This window comes from Seonamhaeicola sp. S2-3 (genome assembly GCF_001971785.1).
GTDB lineage: Bacteria > Bacteroidota > Bacteroidia > Flavobacteriales > Flavobacteriaceae > Seonamhaeicola.
In genome coordinates this window covers 3,415,388-3,439,830 of record NZ_CP019389.1, presented here as the reverse complement: position 1 = coordinate 3,439,830, position 24,443 = coordinate 3,415,388, and the positions used below count along the sequence as shown (strand labels likewise).

The 24,443-nt window shown below is 31.0% G+C and carries 22 protein-coding genes; 15 read left to right on the top strand and 7 right to left on the bottom strand.

Annotated features, from left to right (window positions below; translation table 11 throughout):
• The first annotated feature begins 79 nt into the window (after positions 1-79).
• The 6 genes from BWZ22_RS15070 to BWZ22_RS15045 all read left to right on the top strand — a co-directional run bounded on the left by BWZ22_RS15070 (position 80) and on the right by BWZ22_RS15045 (position 6,687).
• Complete coding sequence (locus BWZ22_RS15070; RefSeq protein WP_076701527.1) at positions 80-439, top strand: four helix bundle protein; 360 nt, start codon at positions 80-82, stop codon at positions 437-439.
• A gap of 68 nt (positions 440-507) precedes the next feature.
• Positions 508-2,469, top strand: a complete 1,962-nt coding sequence (locus tag BWZ22_RS15065) for an AAA family ATPase (protein ID WP_076701524.1) — start codon at positions 508-510, stop codon at positions 2,467-2,469.
• A complete protein-coding gene (locus BWZ22_RS15060; RefSeq protein WP_076701522.1) occupies positions 2,462-3,046 on the top strand; it encodes an NUDIX domain-containing protein in 585 nt (194 codons plus the stop codon). Before BWZ22_RS15065 ends, BWZ22_RS15060 begins: the two co-directional genes overlap by 8 nt.
• A 4-nt stretch (positions 3,047-3,050) precedes the next feature.
• Entirely contained in the window at positions 3,051-4,286 is a 1,236-nt protein-coding gene (locus BWZ22_RS15055; RefSeq protein ID WP_076701519.1) for a DUF6638 family protein, read from the top strand.
• A 53-nt stretch (positions 4,287-4,339) separates the two neighbouring features.
• The gene (locus BWZ22_RS15050; protein WP_076701517.1) at positions 4,340-4,873 is read left to right on the top strand and encodes a hypothetical protein; all 534 of its coding nucleotides are present in this window, start codon (positions 4,340-4,342) and stop codon (positions 4,871-4,873) included.
• A gap of 131 nt (positions 4,874-5,004) precedes the next feature.
• Complete coding sequence (locus tag BWZ22_RS15045) at positions 5,005-6,687, top strand: hypothetical protein (protein ID WP_076701514.1); 1,683 nt, start codon at positions 5,005-5,007, stop codon at positions 6,685-6,687.
• Positions 6,688-6,795: 108 nt separating this feature from the next.
• Here the strand turns inward: BWZ22_RS15045 and BWZ22_RS15040 are convergent, their stop codons facing one another.
• A complete protein-coding gene (locus BWZ22_RS15040) occupies positions 6,796-7,806 on the bottom strand; it encodes a formimidoylglutamase (protein WP_076701511.1) in 1,011 nt (336 codons plus the stop codon).
• 105 nt (positions 7,807-7,911) lie between these two features.
• Between BWZ22_RS15040 and BWZ22_RS15035 the strand changes: the two genes are divergently transcribed.
• On the top strand, positions 7,912-8,796 hold the full coding sequence (locus BWZ22_RS15035; RefSeq protein WP_076701509.1) for a chromosome partitioning protein ParA: 885 nt from the start codon (positions 7,912-7,914) through the stop codon (positions 8,794-8,796).
• A gap of 158 nt (positions 8,797-8,954) precedes the next feature.
• Positions 8,955-9,539: a Crp/Fnr family transcriptional regulator gene (locus BWZ22_RS15030; protein ID WP_076701506.1), complete on the top strand. Its 585-nt coding sequence runs from the start codon at positions 8,955-8,957 to the stop codon at positions 9,537-9,539.
• 156 nt (positions 9,540-9,695) lie between these two features.
• Here BWZ22_RS15030 and fumC read toward each other — a convergent pair whose 3' ends face one another.
• Positions 9,696-11,093 carry a class II fumarate hydratase gene (gene fumC / locus BWZ22_RS15025; protein WP_076701504.1) on the bottom strand — a complete coding sequence of 466 codons (1,398 nt, stop codon included), beginning with the start codon at positions 11,091-11,093 and terminating at the stop codon, positions 9,696-9,698.
• Positions 11,094-11,372: 279 nt separating this feature from the next.
• On the opposite strand from fumC, the gene BWZ22_RS15020 reads away from it, so the two are divergent.
• Together BWZ22_RS15020 and BWZ22_RS15015 are read left to right on the top strand one after the other, a co-directional pair.
• Positions 11,373-12,014, top strand: coding sequence for a peroxiredoxin (locus tag BWZ22_RS15020; RefSeq protein ID WP_076701501.1), 642 nt, complete (start codon positions 11,373-11,375; stop codon positions 12,012-12,014).
• 93 nt (positions 12,015-12,107) lie between these two features.
• Positions 12,108-12,287 carry a hypothetical protein gene (locus BWZ22_RS15015; protein ID WP_076701499.1) on the top strand — a complete coding sequence of 60 codons (180 nt, stop codon included), beginning with the start codon at positions 12,108-12,110 and terminating at the stop codon, positions 12,285-12,287.
• A 79-nt stretch (positions 12,288-12,366) separates the two neighbouring features.
• On the opposite strand, the gene BWZ22_RS15010 is transcribed toward BWZ22_RS15015, so the two are convergent.
• The 4 genes from BWZ22_RS15010 to prfB form a co-directional block, all read right to left on the bottom strand.
• Complete coding sequence (locus BWZ22_RS15010) at positions 12,367-14,925, bottom strand: outer membrane beta-barrel family protein (RefSeq protein ID WP_076701496.1); 2,559 nt, start codon at positions 14,923-14,925, stop codon at positions 12,367-12,369.
• An 85-nt stretch (positions 14,926-15,010) separates the two neighbouring features.
• Positions 15,011-15,352 carry an arsenate reductase (glutaredoxin) gene (arsC, locus tag BWZ22_RS15005; RefSeq protein ID WP_076701494.1) on the bottom strand — a complete coding sequence of 114 codons (342 nt, stop codon included), beginning with the start codon at positions 15,350-15,352 and terminating at the stop codon, positions 15,011-15,013.
• Positions 15,352-15,969, bottom strand: coding sequence for an HAD family phosphatase (locus BWZ22_RS15000; protein ID WP_076701491.1), 618 nt, complete (start codon positions 15,967-15,969; stop codon positions 15,352-15,354). The genes arsC and BWZ22_RS15000 overlap by 1 nt, the downstream gene beginning before the upstream one ends.
• Positions 15,966-17,076, bottom strand: a protein-coding gene (gene prfB, locus BWZ22_RS14995; protein WP_157607990.1) for a peptide chain release factor 2 whose coding sequence is annotated in 2 segments (ribosomal slippage) — positions 15,966-17,012 and positions 17,014-17,076 — 1,110 coding nt in all. Because the reading frame shifts where the segments join, the coding sequence is not laid out codon by codon here. The genes BWZ22_RS15000 and prfB overlap by 4 nt, the downstream gene beginning before the upstream one ends.
• 93 nt (positions 17,077-17,169) lie before the next feature.
• Between prfB and BWZ22_RS14990 the strand changes: the two genes are divergently transcribed.
• On the top strand, positions 17,170-18,186 hold the full coding sequence (locus BWZ22_RS14990; protein ID WP_076701488.1) for a low specificity L-threonine aldolase: 1,017 nt from the start codon (positions 17,170-17,172) through the stop codon (positions 18,184-18,186).
• 1 nt (position 18,187) lies between these two features.
• Here the strand turns inward: BWZ22_RS14990 and BWZ22_RS14985 are convergent, their stop codons facing one another.
• Complete coding sequence (locus BWZ22_RS14985; protein ID WP_076701486.1) at positions 18,188-18,502, bottom strand: YbaB/EbfC family nucleoid-associated protein; 315 nt, start codon at positions 18,500-18,502, stop codon at positions 18,188-18,190.
• Between the two features lie 85 nt (positions 18,503-18,587).
• On the opposite strand from BWZ22_RS14985, the gene BWZ22_RS14980 reads away from it, so the two are divergent.
• The 4 genes from BWZ22_RS14980 (at position 18,588) to BWZ22_RS14965 (ending at position 24,385) form a co-directional block, all read left to right on the top strand.
• On the top strand, positions 18,588-20,648 hold the full coding sequence (locus tag BWZ22_RS14980; protein WP_232225194.1) for a S9 family peptidase: 2,061 nt from the start codon (positions 18,588-18,590) through the stop codon (positions 20,646-20,648).
• A gap of 76 nt (positions 20,649-20,724) precedes the next feature.
• The gene (locus BWZ22_RS14975) at positions 20,725-21,765 is read left to right on the top strand and encodes a PLP-dependent cysteine synthase family protein (protein ID WP_076701480.1); all 1,041 of its coding nucleotides are present in this window, start codon (positions 20,725-20,727) and stop codon (positions 21,763-21,765) included.
• Positions 21,766-22,014: 249 nt separating this feature from the next.
• Entirely contained in the window at positions 22,015-23,274 is a 1,260-nt protein-coding gene (locus tag BWZ22_RS14970; protein WP_076701478.1) for an aminotransferase class I/II-fold pyridoxal phosphate-dependent enzyme, read from the top strand.
• A gap of 358 nt (positions 23,275-23,632) precedes the next feature.
• On the top strand, positions 23,633-24,385 hold the full coding sequence (locus tag BWZ22_RS14965; protein WP_076701475.1) for a T9SS type A sorting domain-containing protein: 753 nt from the start codon (positions 23,633-23,635) through the stop codon (positions 24,383-24,385).
• The last annotated feature ends 58 nt before the right edge of the window (positions 24,386-24,443 follow it).

Genomic DNA, 24,443 nt, shown 5'->3' with positions numbered 1-24,443 from the left:
GTGCAGCAGAGCATATTGCTCTTTATTCAACACACATTGCTGAAGCTGTTGAAGGAATATTAAAAAAAGAGAATAGTAGATGAGTTTTAGAACACTTTTAGCTTTTCAAAAAGGATTTGATTTAGCAATGGAAATATTTCATTTAACTAAAGAGTTTCCAAAATCTGAAACATTTTCTTTAACATCACAAATAATACGTTCTAGCAGGTCTGTTTGTTCAAATATAGCAGAAAGTTACAGAAAAAGACAATATATAAAGCATTTTAAAAGTAAATTATCTGATGCTGATAGTGAAAATACTGAAACCCAACTTTGGCTTGATTTTGCCGAAGCTTGCAATTATATTTCAAATGCAAAGAAACGAGATTTATTAAGTAAAAGTGAAGAAATTGGTAAGCTTATTAATTACATGATGAATAATCCTGATAAATTTAAATAGATTAGGTAAAACCACATGCTTTAGGTGTTTTTAACTGAATACTGAAGGCTGCAAACTGAATACTAAAAATGGAACACAACTCAACATTTCCTATAAAACAAGCAGAATTAGATATGCTTCGAGATGAAGCAACATCTTATCTTAAAAGTATCCAATGGGAACAAAGCTCTAGAGCAAAAAATCGGGATAATAATGGTAAAGATGAATCTATTTTATTATATCTATCCCGAGCCAACAACGGGAGTAGAACCACAGAAATCACCTCTGTATCTAAAACTATACTAGCTTTAAAAAAACGACTTTTACCAGATTCAGTAGCAATTCCAATTTTTTTAAATCAAACCCTTTTTGCAGTTCAAGAAGGTATAACACTAGGCATTTGGATTAAAGATAGTTATTCTGATGCCTCAGGTTTATCTAGTTTAAATGAAAACAAATCTGCTTTAGATACAAAAGGAAAAAGAGAATTTGAAAGCAAAATGCACACCGGTACGGCTTTTATGTTGTTTTCTATGGCTTATAAAATTTTGCACGATTTAAAACCACATGCCTCTGATGATTTAAGTGTGATGAAACAAAAATTTGCAGGCATTCCAGAAGTATCAATATTATCACCCAATAAAGGTATTTCCTGTAGTTTATATTATTACAATAAGTATTTAGGTCATCCAGAAATTATTAAATCAGATAAAGATGTTATCAACTTTACAGTGGTTTATTTTGAAGCTTTAATAGATGAAATTCAACTCAGAAAAAATAGTTTAGAGTACACAGAAACCATTGAAGATAGAACCTATAAATTAGAAAATTCAGAGTTTGCATTATCGGGGTGGAATAATGTATTTCAAGGCGCCGCTAAAAGTGTAGAGTTTAATAAAATTCAGTTTGAACAAATTGTAGGAAACCGAGATGCAAAACATTTTGCACGCCGTTTAACAGAACGGTTATTGAGTTATGATTTTACAGCTAAAAAAAATCCTTTTCAAGAATTAGGTGGTTTTATGCCAGTATTTATGGGCTATGGTATTCCAGGAACAGGAAAAAGTATGCTTATTGCAGCAATAGCTACACGTCTTAAAGAACATTGCGATGCATTAGATATTCCGTTTCTCTTTCATCCTATGCCAGATACTTTAATCAGTACCTTTCAAGGTGGTTCTGCCGAAAAAATGGTTGCATGGATGAAACCCTTACAAGACCCTTCAAAATTAATTTTTGCGCCTATTGATGATGCCGAAAATAATTTACAAGAACGTACCGCACAAGGGGTTTCGGCAGGAGTAAAAGAGGTGATAGGAGTCTTTTTAAGATATACCGAAGGCGCTTATGCAGTAAATTACGGAAACAGTTCTATTGGTTTATTTACAAATCTTCCAGAAATGTTAGATAAAGCAGTCATTTCTCGTGTACAGGGACGTTTTAAAATAGATGGGGCTAGAACAGAGCATGATTTTTTAGATCAAGATTACCTTTGGTGGCGAAAACTAGATGAAACATTGCCAGACTTTGTAAACATGCAACACCCCAAAAAATACAAATACCTTCAAGATCAAGGATTGGCTAAAAATATGGGAGAAATATTGAGTTCTATTGAAAAACCTTCAGAAGAACGTGTTCATGAAATTTATGATGACGTAGAAAAAAAATTCAACGCAAACCAGCATTTGTTTTACGCCAACTTATATAAATCTATGCAAAAAGAATTTCCGTTCTTTTCATCAAGAGATGTTAGAAATATTCAAAGTGCAGTATCATTACGTTTAACCGATTTTGATTTAGAAAAAGATTGGTTTGAAAATCCAGAAATATACTTTAAACAAGATTATGAAACCAAATTCAATATGCTACAAGAATTAATGAGAGCTAATATGAAGGGGCTTGATTTTTCAGAAATCCGTCGTCAAGAAGTAGTACGCTACCTAGACAATGTAGCTACAATTGCTGATACCGATTTTAAACGAAAAGTTGATGCTAGAGTAAACCAGTTAAATATTGAAAAAGAAGCAAGAAAAACATTTGAAGATGACTAAAAAACGTATTAAAAACATAGAAACAACCCTTCTTTCAGATAATTATTATATTTTAAATAAAGTCAATTTTGATTATTTGATGAAAGATGGACGTTGGGTAAACACCATGCGTGAGGTATATGATAGAGGCGATGGTGCTGGCATTCTTCTGTATAACAAAACAAAGAAAACGGTTATTTTAACCAAACAGTTTAGAATGCCTACTTTTTTAAATGATAATGACGATGGTTTTTTAATAGAAGTTACAGCAGGAATGTTAGATAAAGATAATCCTGAAGCTTGTATTATTAGAGAAACCGAAGAAGAAACAGGATACCGTTTAAAAAGTGTTAAAAAGGTATATGAAGCATATTCATCACCGGGAGTTATGACCGAAAAAATGCATTTTTTTATAGGAGAATATACCGATGAAATGAAAGTTAGTGAAGGTGGCGGATTGGGCAGTGAACATGAAGATATTGAAGTAATAGAACTACCTTTTAACAAAGCAGTTAGTATGTTACATAACGGAGAAATAGTTGATACCAGAACCATTGTACTCCTACAATATGCTATAATTCATAAGTTGATAGAGTAAAATAATGCAAAAATTAATAAAAGCTAATCTATACAAAAGCGAATTAATTCCTGTAAGCGGGAAATTGGTAGAACGCTACAACAAATGTTTAGAAAAACTTGGTTTTACCCCAACTAAACTAAAAACTTTTTTAGTTGATGGAATAGGGTGGAGCCCAGAAATAGCAGAGGAAAAACAAGATTTAAATTATCTTAACAACGGAGAAGCTAATCCTCATGGTATTATTATTACACCGCTACAAAAAGGAAAACCAGTGTATTTACCCTTTCATTCTTTTGATAGGGAAATGATGAAATACATCTTTAAAATTTATGATGAAAAAATAAAAGATATTACCAGAGATTCTGCCATTTGTATTGATTTTGATCAAAAAATAGATGTGTTTTATGAACCCCTAGATGTGCTTAAATACAATACCATACATATAAATTTTCATCTAATGAATAATTTATATCATCAGCAAAATGAGCAACTCCAATTAATAGAAAAATTCAAAAAAAATTATAATTTTATTGATGAAGATATTCATGCAGAATTATTAAATTCAGCTAAGAAATATGGAGATTTAAGAGAAAGAGATTTAAACCTTCCTGCAATAGATTTTAAGGTGAGTTCATTTTATACTAGGGCTTTTGGAGGTGTTTATGTATTAAGAGATTTTATATTTCCAATAGTAGTATTTGAAGATAAAAAATGGCATAAAGAAGCTATTAAAGATACTAGCCATGAAGTACTTATTTATCATATTCATCAAAAAGAATTAATAGCTAAGTTAAGAGACCATGTTATTATAGAGTATAACCTTGAAAAAGTTGTAGAAACAAAGCGTTATGAGCGTATAAAAAAATATGAATTGGCGTTGCATTTAAAGAACCCACAACACCCCATAAAAGATATTTTAAGTAACCCCATTTTGTTTAAAAGCTATTTGAATAAATTAGATATAGATTCTAGAAAAAAAGTAATGAGCGTAGAACGCTATTTAGAGAAGTTAGAAACAAGTAATGAGTTTAAAATAGCCGATATTGTAGACCCTATGCTGTTTTATGCGCTGCATAAACCACATTCATCTTTAGAAGCAAAACATCAAGATTTAATCTGGAAATTATTGGTAAATATTTCTCCTAAAGATATATTATATTGGTACTGGTACAATAAAGAAGATTTTTACAACAATTATAAAAATTGGGATGAATCTTTAAAAGATTGGGTGGTTGAAACAATTAGTAACAATGTTTAAATAACGCAGACCAATAGTTTTAAACGTAACGATTCACCTTTAACTAAAAAAATATGGGATTAGAATTAGTAATTTTTATAGCGGCAATTTTGTTAGGAATTTTCATTTACTGGAGAGAATCCCAAAGCAATTCTTTATATCGTTTTTTTAACAAAATATTCAACAGTAAAGAGTTACAAATGAAACCTAGTAATAAAAAAGGGTTTGTTTATAAACAATCCTTTTTACCAAGATTGGTTTATGTTGTTGGGTTGTTTTTGATAGTTGGGTTAGCCATTCAGTTTATATCACCTTTTGAAATTTTTACTAGCTATAATGGAATTTCGGCGTTTTCATCTATTTCTGCCGGAACATTAATAGGTACTTATGTTGCAAGTTTTGTGTTAAAATCTGGTAAAGTTATTGAAGAAAAAAGCGATTCTTTAGAAGATATAGTTAAAGATACCATTGAAAAAGGAAAAGATATTATTGAAGATATTAAATCAAATAATGAAGAAGATTTAAAGGAAGATGTAAATAAAGAGTCTTCTGCAAAACCTAAAAAAAGTGCAAGAGAACGTTTAAAAGATAAAGGATATTTAAAATGAAATTGATATTTAGACTATAACAATTTTTGGCATTGGCAGAATTTATTAAGACCAGTAGTGCCTATTTTAATGATTATAGCTATGATACTAAGTATAAAATACGTTAACAAACACAGAGAGAATTAATAATTATGTTAAAAAACTATTGGAATAAAGGCCGAAAACAAAAACGAAACACCATTGTTTTAGGGTTAGTTATACTCATTATTTTATTTGTTTTAAGAGATGATTACCAACCAGCATTACTGTTTTTAAGAAAATTTATTTTCATCATTCTTTTAAGTGGTTTGGTGTTGTTTTTCGGACTTAGAAAATTTAGAAAAACCTCTAGTATGGGTGGCAGGCTAGGTGTTTTGGGAGCTTTAATAATTTTCTTTGGTATTCTATATGTTGTTGGTTGGCATTTTAAAATGTACGATTATATGAAAACCTATAATGTTTTTAATAACTTAAATCGTATTGAAATAAATGAATTACCATTAACGCAAAATGAACGTATTCAACCATTACGCAACATTTTTTCTATGGCAAATGAAAGCGTTGGCGAAACCAAAGATGTATCATTACCTCATTTGGTTAGAATTGATGACGAAAATAAATGGACTATGGCTATTCAACCAACAGAAAAATACGTTTGGCAAGGTATAACTGATAATACCGAAGAGGTTTTTGCTGTATCTAGTACCACACCATTCCCACGTTTTTCTAGTGAAAATAGAATTCCAGTAACGTTTTCCATAGGTGAATCTTTAAAGTTTAGCAGAAATACTTATAATGCTGTAGTACAAAGATTTAATATTTTTCAGTTATTTACTTTAGAGCCTAGTGATACGTATTACATGAAAAATGATAATGGACAATGGGTAGAAGTGGTAAGCCTAATTAAATGGAAAGGTTTTTTCTTTCCGTATCCAACATTTGGTGGTGTAATGATAATTGAAAATGGCAAACATGATTTTAGTGATTATTTAGAGCGTATTTTAATAGGCAAAGGCACTTACATTAGTCCAGATGAAATGAAAAATCACACCTTTTTAACACGTCAAAATACACTTGCTGAAAAGGTGTCACGTTTGCAAGCAGAGTCTTTAAAATTTTTAGGAGGATTTAGTGACCCTTTACCGTGGAATATGGAAACAGCAGTAAAAATTCCTGATTTACCAGACGACCAAAACCAGCAACCTTTTGTAACAGATTTTGATTTTTCTGATACAGACACTGGAGCCTACAGTGGGCTATATCATTGGTTTGGATTAGAACCCGTAGGAGATGAGCGCACCAGTTTAACCTTTAGCGTATTTATTCCAGCAGACGGCAGTGATAAATTTTATTATTATGACCACGCATCTAAAAAACAGGGATATGCCGGAGTTTCGGCAATGCCATTAAAAGTTATAGAGTCTAGAAAAGAGGTTGATTGGTCTGTTAATAAACCTGTAGAATTTAGACCATATATAAAAAATATTGCAGGTAGAAAACGTATGTTTTTCTTAGGAACCATTTCTGCTATTAGAGAAAATGAATCAGAAAAATTTGATGGTTCTGCAACACCAGATTTAGCTTTGGTAGATAGTGAATATAGAGATGTAGTTTGGATAGATGTTAAACACCCTAGCCAATGGGATAAAACGGTGTACGATCAATTAAGTGAAGCTTGGAGAGCTAGTGAAGGTATTGGTTATTATTATGTTGAAGAAGCTAAAGACATCGATATTGTAGAACAAACAGTAGATACTACTGAGATAAAAACAGATAAAGAAATTCAAATTGAAAATCTTCAAAAACAGATTGATTCTTTAAAAGCTAACAAATAATTTTTTCTATTGTTTTTTTGAACTTGTTTTAGAATCTAAAGCACCATAAGAGAAGTCCTCTTTAAGTAAATCTAAAACAAGTCCAAGAGGGTGTGATTGATATTGTAACTAGGCTTTAATAAAATCGGTTATTAAATAAGTAATAAGTTTGCCAACTTGGGCTTCAGTTTTTCTTTTAGGAGCCGCTTCACAAATATGTAGATATTGAGCATTTTCATGTTTGCCAAAAAAGTTCACAAATTTTCTGGCTTTGCTAACACTAAATCCGCTTGGTGTCATGGCACTACTAGGTATATTTTCAATAGCATCACAATCAATTTCAATTCCAAAAACATCCTTAGAAACATGTTTTAAAGCGCGTTGCATTTGAGCGTTAAAGTCTAATTCTTGTCTAATTTCAATGCTTTCATAGGTGTTGTATTTAACAGCTTTAACTTTGCTAAGTGTAGTAAACGTTTTATCAGAATTATAATTTTCATGCAAACCAAAAGCAAAATATTTATTTAAAAAACCTCCAGCGAAAGCGTAACTAAAACCATTACCACTATGGCGTCCTTCTTCAGGTCTAAAATCGGCATGAGCATCAAAATTAACTACATTAATTGGCTTTTTAAAAGCTAAAGAAGTTCCTTTAATATTGCCATACGCATTGTTATGACCTCCACCAATTATTATTGGCTTTTTACCAGCCATAACAATTTGATTTATCAAAAACGTAACGTGTTTATCTATATCAGCAACTATATCTCTAGCTATTTTCAGGTCTTCTTTTTTAGAATTATCTAGTTTAGATATTTGATTTATTTCATCACTAAAATCTAAATAACCTAATATTAGTACCTTTTTAGCTTTATTGTATTTATTACTTTGAATATTTAACAAACTTTTAAGTGTAGCCTCCCAAGTCTTTGCTGTACCTGTATTTCCCAGGTTAGCAAAAACGCCTACATCTTCAGGAATACCAAAAATTACATACGTAACATCTAAATTTTTAAGTTGTTCGTATATGTTAGAAATGCGAGTTAATAATTTAACATGTTGACCGAATTTGGATTCGCCAACTCGTTTATTTAAAAGTTTATTTTTATACGTATTATTAAATAAAACTAGTTTATTCATTTTTGTTTTTTAATTTTAATAAAAATACATTTATTTATAGCATTAAAAAAAGAAACAATAAAAATTAAACTTAATACAGAAACCACAAACATTAAAAAAATAATTATGGAAGGTAAAAAAAGTAGTAATGGTTTAAAAATAGCATTAGGAATTGCTTTGGCGTTATTTTTAGCTGTAGGTTTTTATACAATAAACCTTTATAGCAATAGTAAAAAGATTCAAAATGAGCTAACTCAAGAAAAAGAGTTAGTAATGAATGATTTAAATGCCATGGCAAAACAATATGATGAAGCTATTGGAGAAAATGAAGCTAAAAGTAAAGAATTGGTAGAGGCTAGAGAAAGAATTCAAGGTTTAATAGATTCTTTAAAAATATCAGAAACTAATGTTAGAAGTTTATGGAGATATAAAAAGAAATATTTATCACTTCAAAAAGAAATGGATGTATTGCTTGCCCAAAACGATTCTTTAAGAGTAGAGAATAGTTATTTAGCTACCTCTTTAGACAGTACTAGAGTTAAATTAGAAGAGCGTACTATGTTTACAGATTCTTTATTAGTACAAAATACAGCTTTGGCCGAAGTAGTAGAAAATGCCTCTATACTAGGAACCGTTGGTTTAAAAGGATTTGGGGTAATAGAAAGAACATCAGGCAAATTAATACCAACAGAAAGAGCTAAAAGAACAGATAAAATTAGAGTATGTTTTACTGTAGCAAAAAACAGTTTAGTACAAGCAGGAGATCATGAGTTGTATATACAAGTAATAGACCCAAAAAACAATACTTTAGGTTTAAATGAGCAAGTGCAGTTTGAAGATAAAACGTTAAACTATAGTGTGATAAGTAAGTTTAACTATGAAAATGCAAACCTAAATGTTTGTGAGTTTGTTGCAGCCAAAGGAGAAGATAAATTTGAAAAAGGAAGATATATAGTTAATGTGTTTAATGAAAAAGATTTAGTATCAACTTCAGAGTTTACACTAAAGTAAACTTTAAAATAACACTTAAAAGCAAGGTCTTAAGTATTTACTTAAGGCCTTTTTTTTATATAAATATGCAGCTAAACAATTATTTATGCCAATTATAGAAAAGCTAGTGAAAAATTAAACGTAATACTTAGTTTTAATTAAGTTTTTATAATTATAAAATGGTTCCAGATAAATCTCATGTTGATTTTTTAAATTCTATTAGCTCTCTTTCAGAAGCAACAATTGAAGAATTAAAAAGTATAGCAAAGTTTAAAACAATAAAAGAAGGTACACATTTAGTGAAGATGGGAGACATTCCTAAAAAAATATATATGCTTGTGTCTGGGGTATTAAGGTGTTATTTAGGAACAGAGTCTGGTAAAGAATTTAATAAAACACTATATTTTCCTATGTGTTTTGTGGGGCCATTAACAGCACTTATAAAGAAAGAGCCTTCATTATTATCTTTTCAAGCAATTACAGAATGTCAACTTTATGAAGTTAATTATTATGATGTAATAGAGTTATGTAAAACAGACGAAGCCTTAAACACAATGTATTCAAAAGTTTTGGAAGATACTTTTATGGTTTTTGAGCAGCGTGTTATAGAAATGATATCATTAGATGCTACAAAAAGATATTTGTTGTTAAAAGAACGAATTCCAGATGTAGATTCGCTTGTGCCACAATATCATATAGCATCTTTTTTAGGAATTACACCCGTGCAATTAAGTAGAATTAGAAAGAAAATTGAAACAGATTAACATTTGTTAATAGTTTGCAAAGTGCTATATTTTATATTTGAAACGATTTCCTTAGGAATTTGTAAAAATACAAAGGATTGATAGCTAACCAACCAACCACAAAAAAACAGGTAATTTATTTACCTGTTTTTTTATTCTGTTAATATGCTTGTTAACTTATTTTAAACTGCCAACCATATCTTCGGGTTTTACCCATTCATCATATTCCTCTTCGGTTACGTAGCCTAAATTTATCGCTTCTTCTTTTAAAGTCGTTCCATTTTTATGAGCTGTATTAGCTATTTCTGCCGCTTTATAATACCCAATTTTAGTATTAAGAGCAGTAACTAACATTAAAGAGTTATTAAGTAATTTAGTAATTACCTCTTGGTTAGGCTCAATACCTACAGCACAATTAACATCAAAACTAACACATGCGTCTCCAATTAATTGGGCAGACTGTAATACATTAGCAGCCATTACAGGTTTAAACACATTAAGTTCATAATGTCCTTGAGTTCCTCCAACAGAAACAGTAACATCGTTTCCTATTACTTGTGCACAAACCATAGTCATGGCTTCACATTGCGTAGGGTTAACTTTTCCAGGCATAATAGAACTACCAGGTTCATTTGCAGGAATTGTTATTTCTCCAATCCCAGAGCGTGGTCCAGAAGCCATCATTCTAATATCATTCGCTATTTTGTTTAAAGAAACAGCTAATTGTTTTAAAGCGCCGTGTGTTTCAACTAAGGCATCGTGGGCTGCTAAAGCTTCAAATTTATTAGGAGCAGTTACAAAAGGTAAATTTGTAAATTCTGCTATATATTTAGCCACAAGTTTATCATACCCTTTTGGTGTATTTAAACCAGTACCAACGGCAGTTCCGCCAAGTGCCAATTCGCTTAAATGTGGTAATGTGTTTTTTAAGGCTTTTAAGCCATGGTCTAATTGAGCAACATAACCCGAAAGTTCTTGTCCTAAGGTTAATGGAGTTGCATCCATTAAATGAGTTCTACCTATTTTTACAACATTTTTAAAAGCTTCAGATTTTTTCTTTAATGTATCGCGTAACTGGGTTATTCCTGGTATAGTTACTTCTGCTATTTTTTTGTAAACAGCAATATGCATTCCAGTAGGGAAGGTGTCATTTGATGATTGCGATTTGTTTACATCATCATTTGGTTGAATGGTTTTTTCACCTTCTCCAATTACTTTGCCAGCTAACTGATGTGCTCTATTAGCAATCACTTCATTTACATTCATGTTACTTTGTGTACCAGAACCCGTTTGCCAAATTACTAGAGGGAATTGATCATCATGTTTTCCTTCTAAAATCTCATCACATACTTGCGCTATTAAGTCGCGTTTTTCAACTGGTAAAACTCCTAGTTCGTAATTGGTGTAAGCTGCAGCTTTTTTTAAGTATGCAAAGCCATAAACAATTTCTAAAGGCATTGAGGCAGCTGGTCCTATTTTAAAGTTGTTTCTAGAGCGCTCTGTTTGGGCTCCCCAAAGTTTATCGGCAGGTACTTTTACCTCGCCCATAGTATCTTTTTCTATTCTAAAACTCATGGTTATTATCCTTTTTTGTTGTGAGCTACAAAGTTACAGTTTACTACTTTTTTATCTATGATATTTGTTAGTTTTTTTAAGATTATACAGCACCAAATATTGTGATGATTTTAATAACATAATTGTAACAAATGGTAAATTCTACATCAATTATTAATGCTATTTGAAGGAAATACATACTTGATTTTAACATATAAATAACTAAAAAAGTATTGTTGTAAATGTTAATTCTATTAATTTAGTAGGAATTAAAATTAAAACTAAATAAATATAGAAATTATGGCAACAATTAGATTAGGAGATGAAGCTCCAAATTTTGTAGCGCAATCATCAGAAGGTGAAATTAACTTTCATGAATGGTTAGGAGATAGTTGGGGTATTTTATTTTCGCACCCAGCAGATTATACACCTGTTTGTACAACAGAGTTAGGTACAGTAGCTAAATACAAAGAAGAATTTGAAAAACGTAACGTAAAAGTAGTAGCGCTTAGTGTTGATGGTGTAGAATCTCATAAAGGTTGGATTAAAGATATTAATGAAACACAAAACACAACAGTAAACTTCCCAATAATTGCTGATGAAGATAAAAAAGTTTCTGAATTATATGATATGATACACCCAAATGCAGATAGTAATTTAACTGTACGTTCTGTTTTTGTTATTGATAATAATAAAAAAGTTAAGTTAATTATAACGTATCCAGCTTCAACAGGAAGAAATTTTGATGAGTTGTTACGTGTTATAGATTCTTTACAACTAACAGCTTATCATAAGGTTGCAACACCAGCCAATTGGCAAAATGGTGATGACTGTGTGGTAGTACCAGCAGTGGCTACCGAAGATATTCCAAGTATTTTTCCTAAAGGATTTAAAGAGGTGAAACCTTATTTAAGGCTTACGCCACAGCCTAATTTAGATTAGTGGAAAACTATGTTAATAAATTTATGTGGAGTATTGTATAAGACTTCGCTTTGCATTATCTTTGCATAAGTTTTTAAAAAGAAATTTATAATTATGTTTGATTTTGATCAATATTTAGGCTTTTTAGCATTCTTAACCATATTAACTATTGGATTTTGGTTAATGATATTTTTATTAACCTTTGTTATTCCTTATTGGATTGGAGGTTCTTTAATTGAAAGATTAAAAGAAATTAAAGAAGAAAAGAAAGCTAAACGAGAAGCGGCTCAATAATCAATCTAAAAATATTTAATAAAAAAAGGAAGCTTAATTTTTAAGCTTCCTTTTTTTATACACTTCCTTTTTTTTATCTTTAAAAATCCATCTCATCTTCATTGCCTCCGTTACCGTTTCTATTACGCTCGTTACGTTGTTTTTGTTGATTAAATCTGTACATGAAAGACAAATTAATTTGACGTTGTCTCCATTGCATTTCGCTTTCTCTTAAGAAAGAATCTGTAGTAGTAAAAGCATTTCTTTTTCTAGAGTTTAAAAGGTCTCTAACGTTTAATGAAATGGATGCATTGTCGTTTAAAATTTCTTTACTAAAAGCTAAATCTATAGATAAAATACCATCGGTTTCAGTTTGTGCATCTTCTTGAGCTCCTCTATAAAACGCATTTGTTTGCCAATCAATGTTACTAGGTAAGGTTACTTTACTACTCAATCTGGCAAACCAGCTAGTATTTTCGGCACTATAATCTACATCATTAAATTCACCTTTTGTTTTAAATTGATAAATATTGAAACTTGAATTTAAACGTAACCATTTGTTTGGATTGTATAAAAATCCAAACTCACCACCAGTACGCGCATTTGATGATAAATTAACAGGAATGACTCTAATAATATCAATTCCATCTGTAGTTTGTTGGCCTGTTGTTTCTTCAATACGTTCAAAAGAATCGGTTTCATATTGATAATATACCGAAGTAGTAAATGTTAGTTTATCCCAACGTTTTAGATATCCAATATCAAAAGCACTAGCAAAAGCAGGACTTATATTAGGGTTTCCTTGAAAAACATTTGTTCTACTAGAACGCGTTGGAAAAGGATTTATAAAATAGCCTCTAGGTCTATTTATTCTGCGGTTATAACCTAAAGTAATGCTTTCTTCAGAGTCTGTATCATCACCACCTATGTTATAAATAATATTTAGAGTAGGGAATAGACCAAAATAATTATTATCAAAATCAGTTTCTATAGGGAATCCATAGGCTTCTTGTAATTCTTCATCGGTTAGTCTAGAATCTATTTTGCCTTTTAATTGGGTGTTTTCTAATCGTAACCCTAGTAGAAATGAAAATTTACCAAATTTGGTTCCGTATTGCGAATAAATGGCGTTTACATTTTCAGTGTAATCAAAAACATTAGATAAGGTGTCATTTATATAAAAACTGTCATTGGTAATATCCTCTTGCTGTAAAATGTAATCTTTCACTTCATTTTTAAAATTACCGCGGTATCCCGCTTCAAATCTGGCATTTTCACCAATTGGTAATACATAATCTACTTGTGCTAAATATTCTTTTTCGTCTTCAGTTTCGTCTTCTATTTCATTTTGAAATGGTTCAGGGTCTGTTTCATCTGAAATAATATAATCTTCATCAATGGCAGTATATTGTGTTTCAGAACCTGTTTCATATTGAAAATCTGCTGTTAACTCATGACCTTCATTATTAAACTTAGTAATGTAATTAAGTGCTATTTGGTAATTGTCACCGTCTTCATCTTGCTTTTCATTTCTAAGTGTTTGTTCAACTAAAGCATTGCTGTTATATCTGTCGCTATAAACCTTAGATAAATCGGCATCTTCACCATATCTGTAAAACAAACTACCAGTTATAGAGGTTTTTTTAGATAGGAAATATTCCATACCTATATTAGCATTATAATTTCGGTTTAACCGTGTTACATCTTGGTCTTCAATAATTTGTTCGTATTCTGGAGTTATGATGTTTCCATCTTCAATTTGGTCTAAATAGGTGGTGTTGCTGTAACTATTTCTTGGCGCATCAAAATATCTAAACCCAAGGTTTGAAAAAAGATTAAATTTTTCGGTACGGTAGTTAATGTTGGTTGCAACCCCTGCGTATTCAGGGTTTCCTCCTGTAACCGTGATGGAACCGTTAAAGCCTAAGGTTTCTTTTTGGCGTAAAATAATGTTTAAAATACCTGCAGTACCCTCAGCATCATAACGAGCAGAAGGAGAGGTTATTACCTCTACACGTTCTATTGCTTCGGCTGGTAATTGACTTAGTACGTTGGTGTCCCCAAAACCAGCCATGGCAGATGGTTTGCCGTTAATTAATATTCTAACGTTTTCATTACCTCTAAGGCTAATCGCACCTTCAATATCTACTGAAACCGATGGCACATTGTTTAAGGCATCACTTACGGTGCCTCCAGCAGTAGTAAGGTCTTTACCAATGTTATATATTTTTTTGTCAAGTTTAATTTCAACAGTAGTTCTTTCTGCAATAATTTCAACTTCACCTAAAGATTCAATATCTACTTCTAGTTCAAAAACACCAATATTTTCGTTTTTAGATATTTCTCTATCAAATATTTTTATTGTTTTAAATGAAATGTATTCAATAGAAATATCATAAACACCTCTAGGAACGCGAACACTAAAATTACCCTCCATATCAGTGATGCTTCCAGCCACAATTTTGTTCTCTTTTTTACTAAAAAAAGATACGGTAGCATATTCTAAAGGGTCTTTAGTTTCTTTATCTATTACTTTTCCAGTAATAGTAGCGTCTTTTAACTCGGAATAATGAGTTGTGGAGTTATCTTTAATATTTGGTTGCGCTACAGCAATAGAAATGCAAAAAGCAACTAGTATACAGGTTAGTATTGGTTTCATTAAAACGTTTGTTTTTTAGACTACAAAACTAACCTTTGGTTTACTTAGAAAAGGTTAAAATTCTGTTAAGAGAATTTTGAAATCGTTAAATTATATCTAGTATTTTTTCTGTAGGTCTGCCAATTACTGCTTTATTTCCATTTATAACTATTGGTCTTTCAATTAGTTTGGGGTTTTCAACCATGGCAGAAATAATTTCAGAATCACTTAATTCTTTTCCTTTATACTTTTCTTTCCACACAGCTTCATTTTTTCTTACTAATTCAATAGGTTTAATACCTAAAAGATTAATAATTTCTTTTAATTCTGCTTTAGTAGGTACATTTTCAAGATATTTTATAACTTCATATTCTTTACCAGATTCTTCTAAAGCAGCTAAACCTAAACGCGATTTACTGCAACGATTATTGTGATATATTTTTATCATTATATATTTATATTAAATGAATTTAACGCTTTAATTAATTGTTTTGGGTTTTTAAATTCTATACCATTGATACCGATATTGTTGGCGGCTTTAATGTTTCTTAAATTGTCATCTATAAAAATGGCATTTTCTGCTATAATGTTATATCTATTTAGGGTTAAATAATAAATGTCATCAAAGGGTTTTCTTGTTTTTTCTTCACCTGATACTACAATACCTTCAAACCACTGTAAAAATTCAAATTTATTTAAAGCAATAGGAAAGGTTTCTGCACTCCAATTAGTAAGTGCTACCACTTTATAACTATTGCGATCAATTAATCTTTTTAAAATTTTAACGGTTCCTGAAATTTCATTACCTAACATCTCAGTCCATCTTCCATAAAACATTCTTATTAGGTTTTCATATTCAGGAAACATGGCTACACGTTCTTCTGTAGCTTTAGCTAAGGGATAACCAGCGTCTTGATTTTCATTCCAATCATTAGTACAAATATTATCAAAAAACCACTGCATTTTTTTGCGGTCTCCATTAAACTCGTTTAGATACACGTATTCTGGATTCCAGTCAATTAACACACCACCAAGGTCAAAAATGATAGTATCTATTTTACTCATAATTGATTGTTGTCTTCAACTTTTTGCCCCATCATCATAAGGTATGATTTTAAAAACGAATCTATGTCGCCATTCATTACAGCATCTACATTTCCAGTTTCATGACCTGTTCTAACGTCTTTTACCAATTTGTAAGGGTGCATTACATAATTTCTAATTTGGCTACCCCATTCAATTTTCATTTTACTGGCTTCAATATCGTCTCTTTGGGCACGTTGTTTTTCAAGTTCAATTTCATATAATTGCGAGCGTAACATTTGCATGGCACGGTCTCTGTTATCGTGCTGTGAACGGGTTTCAGAACATTGAATTTGAATACCTGTGGGCTTATGTAATAATTGCACTTTGGTTTCAACTTTATTTACGTTTTGCCCACCGGCACCACTAGATCGAGCTGTAGTAATTTCAATATCAGCAGGGTTTATATCTATTTCAATAGTATCATCTACTAAAGGATACACATAAACAGATGCGAAACTAGTATGGCGTTTAGCGTTACTATCAAAAGGAGATATTCTAACTAGTCTATGAACCCCATTTTCTCCTTTTAGCCAACCAAAAGCAAAATCGCCTTCAATCTCTAATGTCACCGTTTTTATACCAGCAACATCACCTTCTTGGTAGTTCAATTCTTTTACTTTAAAACCAGATTTTTCGGCATACATTAAGTACATGCGCATAAGCATGCTGGCCCAATCACAACTTTCTGTTCCGCCTGCACCTGCTGTAATTTGAAGTACAGCACTTAGGCTATCTCCCTCATCAGAAAGCATGTTTCTAAATTCTATATCTTCAAGTAAAGTAGCTGTTTTGCTATAGTTGGTTTCAACATCTTCTGCAGAAGTTTCCCCTTCTTTATAAAAATCATAAAGCACTTCTAAATCTTCAATTTGAGATTTTAAGTTGTTGTAATCTTCAACCCATTTCTTTTTAACTCTGAGCGATTTCATAACAACTTCGGCTTCTTTGGGGTTATCCCAAAAGTTGGGGTCGTAAGTTTGTTCTTCTTCGTTTTGTATTTCAATAAGTTTTCTATCTATGTCAAAGATAGTGCCTTAGTTTGTCAAGGCGGGTATTTAGATCTTTAATTTGATCTGATGTTATCATAGTAAATGTAGTTTTTAGCAAAAATATAATTAATAGTGATTGACAAAAAATACTAAGGATATTTTTTTAGTTTTATTGTCTAAAAATTTTAGAATGATAATTGACCTTAGAAGCGATACCGTAACAAAGCCAACAAAAGCCATGTTAGAAGCCATGATGCAGGCCAAAGTTGGTGATGATGTTTTTAGAGAAGATGAAACCGTAAACCAATTAGAACAGCGTGTTGCCAATATGTTTGGTAAATCTACCGCTTTGTTTTTTCCTAGTGGTACCATGGCTAACCAAACAGCCATTAAATTACATACACAACCAGGAGAACAGGTTATTTGCGATAAATATGCACACATTTATAATTACGAGTCTGGTGGTGCTGCATTAAATAGCGGCGTGTCTTGTAAATTAGTAGATGGCACAAGAGGAATGTTTACAGCAGAACAGGTTAAAGAAGCTATAAATCCTACCGATTATTGGTATGCAAAAACTACTATGGTTGAAGTAGAAAATACTACTAATAAAGGGGGAGGAGCTTGTTGGGATTTTGAGGAATTAAAAAAAATAAAAAAAGTGTGTGCAAACAATAATTTGGGCTTTCATTTAGATGGTGCCAGATTATGGAATGCGTTGGTAGCTAAACAAGAAACTACACAACAATACGGTGCTTTATTTGATACTATTTCGGTTTGTTTAAGTAAAGGACTTGGATGTCCTGTAGGCTCTGTTTTAGTGGGAGATGAGCAAATAATGAAAAATGCCTTACGAATACGAAAAGTGTTTGGAGGTAATATGCGACAAATAGGATATTTAGCAGCAGCAGGACTTTATGCTTTAGATAATCATGTAGAAAAGTTGGCTGAAGATCATAATAAAGCAAAAGAAATAGGAGCAGTTTTATCTAAACTTTCTATAATTAAAAAGGTTGAACCTATTGAAACTAATATTGTTATTTTTGAATTGAATAACGATGTAGATGAAAACAATTTTGTTAAAAAGTTAGCTCAAAAAAATATACATATTATTAGTATGGGAAGCCATAAGCTACGTATAGTAACCCATTTAGACTATACAAATGATATGCATGAAAAAGTTTTACAAGCTTTAAAAAATGTTTAAATTATTTAAACATATCCATTCCTGGTATGTTAGGTAAACCCGCTTTAGCAGCTGCAGCAAGTTCGGTTTCATTAACTTTTGTAGCTTTTTCAATAGCTTTGTTTAAAGTAATGATAAGGTAATCTTCAAGTTGTTCTTTATCTTCTAGTAACGTATCATCAATAGAAATAGATTTAATTTCTCTATTAGCAGTTAAGGTTACCTGTAATTTTTTATCAGAGCTTTGCTCATCAACTAAAACAGTATCTAATCGTTTTTTAGTTTCTTCTACTTTCTTTTGGGTTTCTTTAAGTTTACCCATCATGTCTCCAAACATAATCTTATAATTTTTTTATCAGCACAAAGCTATTTAATTTTTATATTTTTGAGGGCTAAAATTTTAAGAATAAATAAAATTGCTTTTGAAAACAAAAATTAAGGCACCAGTTGCAGCTAAAAAGCCTAAAGAATTAAGGATTCATAACGATGTAAGAGTAGATAACTATTATTGGTTAAACCAAAGAGAAAACCAAGAAGTTATAGACTATTTAAATGCTGAAAATGAATACACTAAGGCAGTCATGCAACCCACAGAATCTTTTCAAACAGAATTATTTGAAGAGATGAAATCTAGAATAAAAGAGGATGATACCTCAGTGCCTTATAAACTCAATGGTTATTGGTATTTAACACGTTTTGAAAAAGGGAAAGATTATCCCATTTATGCTAGAAAAAAAGAAACTTTAGAGGCCAAAGAAGAAATACTTTTTGATTGTAATGAAATGGCCAAAGCACATGCTTATTTTAAATTAGGAGGTATTGCTATTAGTCCTGATAATAAATTAGCCGCTTTTTCAACAGATATTGTTAGCAGACGTCAATTTACCATTCAAATTAAAAATTTAGAAACAGGAGAAATATTAGAAGATAAAATAGAAAATACAACAGGAGGCATTACTTGGGCAAATGATAATAAAACCTTATTCTATTCTAAAAAAGATGAAGTAACGCTTCGTTCTTATAAAATATTTAAGCATAAATTAGGGACTAAAGCAAGCGATGATGTTTTGGTTTATCATGAAGAAGATGATACCTATAATACCTTTGTATATAAATCAAAATCTAGAAAATATATCATTATTGGGTCTTCAAGTACGTTATCAACAGAATATCGCATTTTAAAAGCCGATAATCCAGATGGTGAATTTAAAATATTTCAAGAACGTCAACCTAATTTAGAATATAGTATTGCTCATTATAATGGGTGTTTTTATATTCTAACAAATCATAATGGTGCTACAAATTTTAAATTACTAAAAGCAAAAGAAAATAACACTTCCATTAATAATTGGGAAGAGGTTATTCCACATAGAAAAGATGTGCTGCTTGAAGATATAGAAATTTTTAAAGACTATTTGGTAGTAAATGAACGAGAAAATGGTTTAAATAAATTGCGCATTATAAGTTGGGATGGAAATGAAGATTATTACCTATCTATTCCTTCAGAAACTTATACTGTTTATATAGGTAATAATCCAGATTTTAATAGTAATACTTTGCGTTACGTATATAACTCTCTTACAACTCCTACCTCTGTAATAGATTATAATTTTAAAACCAAAGAACAAAAAGTAAAAAAAGAGCAAGACGTTTTAGGCGGAAAGTTTAATAAAAACAACTATAAATCTAAACGTATTTGGGCAACAGCTAGAGATGGTGTTAAAATACCCATATCTTTAGTCTATAGAAAGGGAATTGAATTAGACGGTACAAATCCGCTATTACAATATGCATACGGTTCATACGGCTCTACTACAGATCCATCATTCTCATCTATTAGGTTAAGTTTACTAGACAGAGGTTTTATTTATGCAATAGCGCATGTAAGAGGAAGCGAATATTTAGGAAGAGATTGGTATGAAAATGGTAAACTCCTAACTAAAAAGAATACGTTTTACGATTTTATTGATTGCTCAAAATTTTTGATAGAACAAAAATACACCTCAAAAGAGCATTTATATGCTTATGGAGGTTCTGCGGGAGGATTACTTATGGGGGCAATCATTAATATGAATCCAGAACTTTATCATGGTATTATAGCAGCAGTTCCTTTTGTAGATGTTGTAACAACTATGCTAGATGATACCATTCCGTTAACCACAGGTGAATATGATGAATGGGGAAATCCTAATAAAAAAACGTATTATGATTATATGAAATCATACTCACCATATGATAATGTTGAAGCAAAAGCATACCCTAATATGTTAGTAACAACAGGCTTACATGACTCTCAAGTGCAATATTGGGAACCTGCCAAATGGGTAGCCAAATTAAGAGAATTAAAAACAGACTCTAACATATTATTGTTACATACAGATATGAATTCTGGACACGGAGGACTTTCTGGTAGGTTTGAAAGCCTAAAAGAAGTTGCTCTAGAATATGCATTTTTGTTATATTTAGAAGGGATTAATGCCTAAATAAAAAAAATATCTTATTTTTGTCAGGTTTTAAGTTGCACATTGGCAATTTTGTGTTACTTACAAAATTCATTTAATGGAACAAAATAAAAAGGTTTATAACAATTTATTAGAACTAATTGGCAACACACCACTAGTTAAACTCAATAAAATAACCTCAAATTTTAAAGGAGATTTTTACGCAAAAATAGAGTCCTTTAATCCAGGGCAATCTTCAAAAGATAGAATAGCACTTTATATAATAGAACAAGCTGAAAGGCAAGGTATTTTAAAACCAGGAGATACCATTATAGAAACTACCTCTGGTAATACAGGGTTTAGTTTGGCAATGGTAAGCATTATAAAAGGCTATGATTGTATTTTGGCGGTGAGTTCTAAATCATCACCAGATAAGATAGATATGCTAAAAACTTTGGGAGCCAAAGTTTACGTATGTCCAGCACATGTTAGTGCAGATGACCCAAGATCATATTATGAGGTGGCTAAACGTCTTCATTCTGAAACTAAAGGTTCAGTTTATATCAATCAATATTTTAATAAACTTAATATTGATGCACATTATCATTCAACAGGTCCTGAAATTTGGAGTCAAACAGAAGGGAAAATTACTCATTTAGTTGCGTGTAGTGGAACAGGAGGAACTATTTCTGGTACTGCTAAATATTTAAAAGAACAAAATCCTAATATTAAGGTTATTGGGGTTGATGCTTATGGTTCTGTAATTAAAAAGTACCATGAAACCAGAGAGTTTGATAAAAAAGAAATTTATCCTTACAGAATTGAAGGGCTTGGAAAAAATTTAATTCCTACTGCTACAGATTTTGATGTAATTGATGAGTTTGTTAAAGTTACAGATGAAGATAGTGCTCATACAGCAAGAGAAGTAGCTAAAACAGAAGGCATGTTTGTAGGTTACACCTCAGGAGCAGTAGTACAAGCATTAAAACAATTAAACGAGGCAGGAGCGTTTAAAGAAGAAGATAAAATTGTTGTTATATTCCCAGATCATGGATCAAGGTACATGAGTAAGGTTTATAGCGATAAGTGGATGAATGATCAAGGATTTTTTGACAGCATTAATGAAGAAGCTGTTCAAAAAGTAGAATACATTAAATAATACATAATTATTTGAAAAAAGAGATTACGTTTTGTTGCTGAAACAGGGTTTAATCTCTTTTTTTATTTTGAGAATAATTGAAGGGTAAAAATTATGCTCAAACCATTAAAATATTTAATTTTGCAAGAGCTAACTAAGGTCAAAACTAATTAAGAGATTTTAATTTAAAAATAAGTTTTGTAAATCTAAATATTACGCAACCCTTAGTTTAGATATCTTAAATTTAATAGCATACTTATATTATAATAAATGAAGGATTTATTCGAGAAAATTTATAAAGATAAAGGGCCATTAGGAAAATGGGCGGCTCAAGCAGAGGGATATTTTGTATTTCCTAAGCTAGAAGGTGAAATTTCAAATAGAATGAAATTTCAAGGTAAAGAAGTTATAACATGGAGTATTAATGACTATTTAGGGTTGGCAAACCACCCCGAAGTTAGAAAAATTGATGCGGAAGCAGCAGCTCAATACGGTTCTGCTTATCCTATGGGAGCAAGAATGATGTCTGGTCATACAGATTTGCATGAAAAACTTCAAAATGAATTAGCAGCTTTTGTTAAAAAAGAATCAGCTTATCTTTTAAATTTTGGTTATCAAGGCATGGTATCTACCATAGATGCGCTTGTTGCTAAAGATGATATTATTGTTTATGACGTAGATGCACATGCGTGTATTATTGATGGTGTGCGTTTACATATGGGTAAGCGTTTTACATATAAACATAATGATGTTCAAAGTTTAGAAAAAAACTTAGAGCGCGCAACCAAAATGGCAGAACACACTGGAGGTGGTATTTTGGTTATCTCTGAAGGCGTTTTTGGAATGCGTGGAGAACAAGGACGTTTAAAAGAAATAGTAGCTTTAAAGAAAAAATATAACTTCAGACTTTTTGTTGATGATGCTCATGGTTTTGGTACTTTAGGAGCCACAGGAGCAGGAACAGGTGAGGAGCAAGGTGTGCAAGATGATATTGATGTTTATTTTGCAACATTTGCTAAGTCTATGGCTAGCACAGGTGCTTTTATTGCTGGCGATAAAGAAATTATAGACTATTTAAAATATAATTTACGTTCGCAAATGTTTGCTAAATCGTTGCAAATGCAACTTGTTGCTGGTGCACTTAAACGATTAGAAATGTTAAGAACAATGCCTGAGTTAAAGAAAAATCTTTGGACTATTGTTAATGCATTACAATCTGGATTAAAAGAACGTGGTTTTGATATTGGAACTACACAAAGTTGTGTAACGCCTGTTTATTTAAAAGGAAGTATTCCTGAAGCTATGGCTCTTGTAAAGGATTTACGTGAGAACTACGGTATTTTCTGTTCAATTGTGGTATATCCTGTAATTCCTAAAGGATTAATTCTATTAAGAATGATACCTACTGCAACGCATACCCTAAAAGATGTAGAAGAAACGTTAGCTGCTTTTGAAGGTATTAGAGATAGATTACACAACGGAACATATAAGCGTTTATCTGCTGCAGTTATGGCTGCTACGGGTGAATAAAAAATAAGTATTTATAAATTTTACGTAAAAGTCCAGCTTAAAGTTGGGCTTTTTTTATATGAGATATCTACTATAAAATAACAATTTTATACGTAAAAGCTTCAATTTATTATTAATTTATATTTATTTATGATTAATATTAAGTTTAATGTTAATTTTTGTTGTTTTTCATAGAAAAAATGAAATTTAATATAAAAATTAGGTTTTTAAGTTGTAGCTTAGAATATATTTATAATTCACATTTAGCCTTCTACATGTATTGGTGAAATTGCTATAAAATGTTTATGTAGAAGTATTTTATCTTTCGTCTTTAAGTCTCTCACAATTTAATTTAAATATTAACCTAAATTTATATATTATGAGAGCATTATTACTTTTTTTTACGATTTTCAGTACTACTTTAATTTATGGACAATCAGGCAATACCATTGCAGATGCGATTTCTCTTGACGGTGTAACAACAGATTTGAGTATTTTAAGTTCTGTAACAGTAACAGCTTCTGGTTTAACTCCTGTTTGTGGTTCTAATAATGAAGATGTATTTTATAAACATACACCAACATCTGGTGATAATAAAATTACCATAGGTATGCTTTCTGGAGCTTTAGGTGCAGTATTAGCTACTGTTGACTACCAAATTTTAAGAGCTAATAGTGGTGATGTTAATGATTTAACATTAGTAACTTGTGATTCTTATGGAGTTGCGCTAGGGATAGGAGGTGAATTTGAGTTAGTTATTAATAATATAATTGATACAGATGTTTATTATATACGTATTTATAAAATGAGTGGTTTAGGAGCATCATTATCAGGTTTGTTAAACGGTACTACGGTTTCAATGGTAAGTGTTTTTGATGCTGCACTTTCCAGTGAAGATATAGCTTACAATAAAATTAAAATTATTACAAAAGATAATACGATAGAAGTTTTAAATAATATCTCAAAATATTCTGATTATGAAATTTATAGTCTAGATGGTAAGCAGTTATTTAACGTGAAATCAAATTCTGAAGTAAATAGTATAGATATTACAAGTTTAAATAGGGGATTGTATTTACTAAATCTTAGAAATTCAAATGAAAATTACACTTATAAATTTGTTAAACGCTAGACAATCTTTTATACAGAAAATATACATACTTTCACAAAAACGTGTAAGTTGTTTAAAA

Coding starts and splice junctions, on each gene's coding strand:
- BWZ22_RS15070 (WP_076701527.1), top strand. CDS start 80: ATGAGTTTTAGAACACTTTTAGCTTTTCAAAAAGGATTTGATTTAGCA.
- BWZ22_RS15065 (WP_076701524.1), top strand. CDS start 508: ATGGAACACAACTCAACATTTCCTATAAAACAAGCAGAATTAGATATG.
- BWZ22_RS15060 (WP_076701522.1), top strand. CDS start 2,462: ATGACTAAAAAACGTATTAAAAACATAGAAACAACCCTTCTTTCAGAT.
- BWZ22_RS15055 (WP_076701519.1), top strand. CDS start 3,051: ATGCAAAAATTAATAAAAGCTAATCTATACAAAAGCGAATTAATTCCT.
- BWZ22_RS15050 (WP_076701517.1), top strand. CDS start 4,340: ATGGGATTAGAATTAGTAATTTTTATAGCGGCAATTTTGTTAGGAATT.
- BWZ22_RS15045 (WP_076701514.1), top strand. CDS start 5,005: ATGTTAAAAAACTATTGGAATAAAGGCCGAAAACAAAAACGAAACACC.
- BWZ22_RS15040 (WP_076701511.1), bottom strand. CDS start 7,806: ATGAATAAACTAGTTTTATTTAATAATACGTATAAAAATAAACTTTTA.
- BWZ22_RS15035 (WP_076701509.1), top strand. CDS start 7,912: ATGGAAGGTAAAAAAAGTAGTAATGGTTTAAAAATAGCATTAGGAATT.
- BWZ22_RS15030 (WP_076701506.1), top strand. CDS start 8,955: ATGGTTCCAGATAAATCTCATGTTGATTTTTTAAATTCTATTAGCTCT.
- fumC (WP_076701504.1), bottom strand. CDS start 11,093: ATGAGTTTTAGAATAGAAAAAGATACTATGGGCGAGGTAAAAGTACCT.
- BWZ22_RS15020 (WP_076701501.1), top strand. CDS start 11,373: ATGGCAACAATTAGATTAGGAGATGAAGCTCCAAATTTTGTAGCGCAA.
- BWZ22_RS15015 (WP_076701499.1), top strand. CDS start 12,108: ATGTTTGATTTTGATCAATATTTAGGCTTTTTAGCATTCTTAACCATA.
- BWZ22_RS15010 (WP_076701496.1), bottom strand. CDS start 14,925: ATGAAACCAATACTAACCTGTATACTAGTTGCTTTTTGCATTTCTATT.
- arsC (WP_076701494.1), bottom strand. CDS start 15,352: ATGATAAAAATATATCACAATAATCGTTGCAGTAAATCGCGTTTAGGT.
- BWZ22_RS15000 (WP_076701491.1), bottom strand. CDS start 15,969: ATGAGTAAAATAGATACTATCATTTTTGACCTTGGTGGTGTGTTAATT.
- BWZ22_RS14990 (WP_076701488.1), top strand. CDS start 17,170: ATGATAATTGACCTTAGAAGCGATACCGTAACAAAGCCAACAAAAGCC.
- BWZ22_RS14985 (WP_076701486.1), bottom strand. CDS start 18,502: ATGTTTGGAGACATGATGGGTAAACTTAAAGAAACCCAAAAGAAAGTA.
- BWZ22_RS14975 (WP_076701480.1), top strand. CDS start 20,725: ATGGAACAAAATAAAAAGGTTTATAACAATTTATTAGAACTAATTGGC.
- BWZ22_RS14970 (WP_076701478.1), top strand. CDS start 22,015: ATGAAGGATTTATTCGAGAAAATTTATAAAGATAAAGGGCCATTAGGA.
- BWZ22_RS14965 (WP_076701475.1), top strand. CDS start 23,633: ATGAGAGCATTATTACTTTTTTTTACGATTTTCAGTACTACTTTAATT.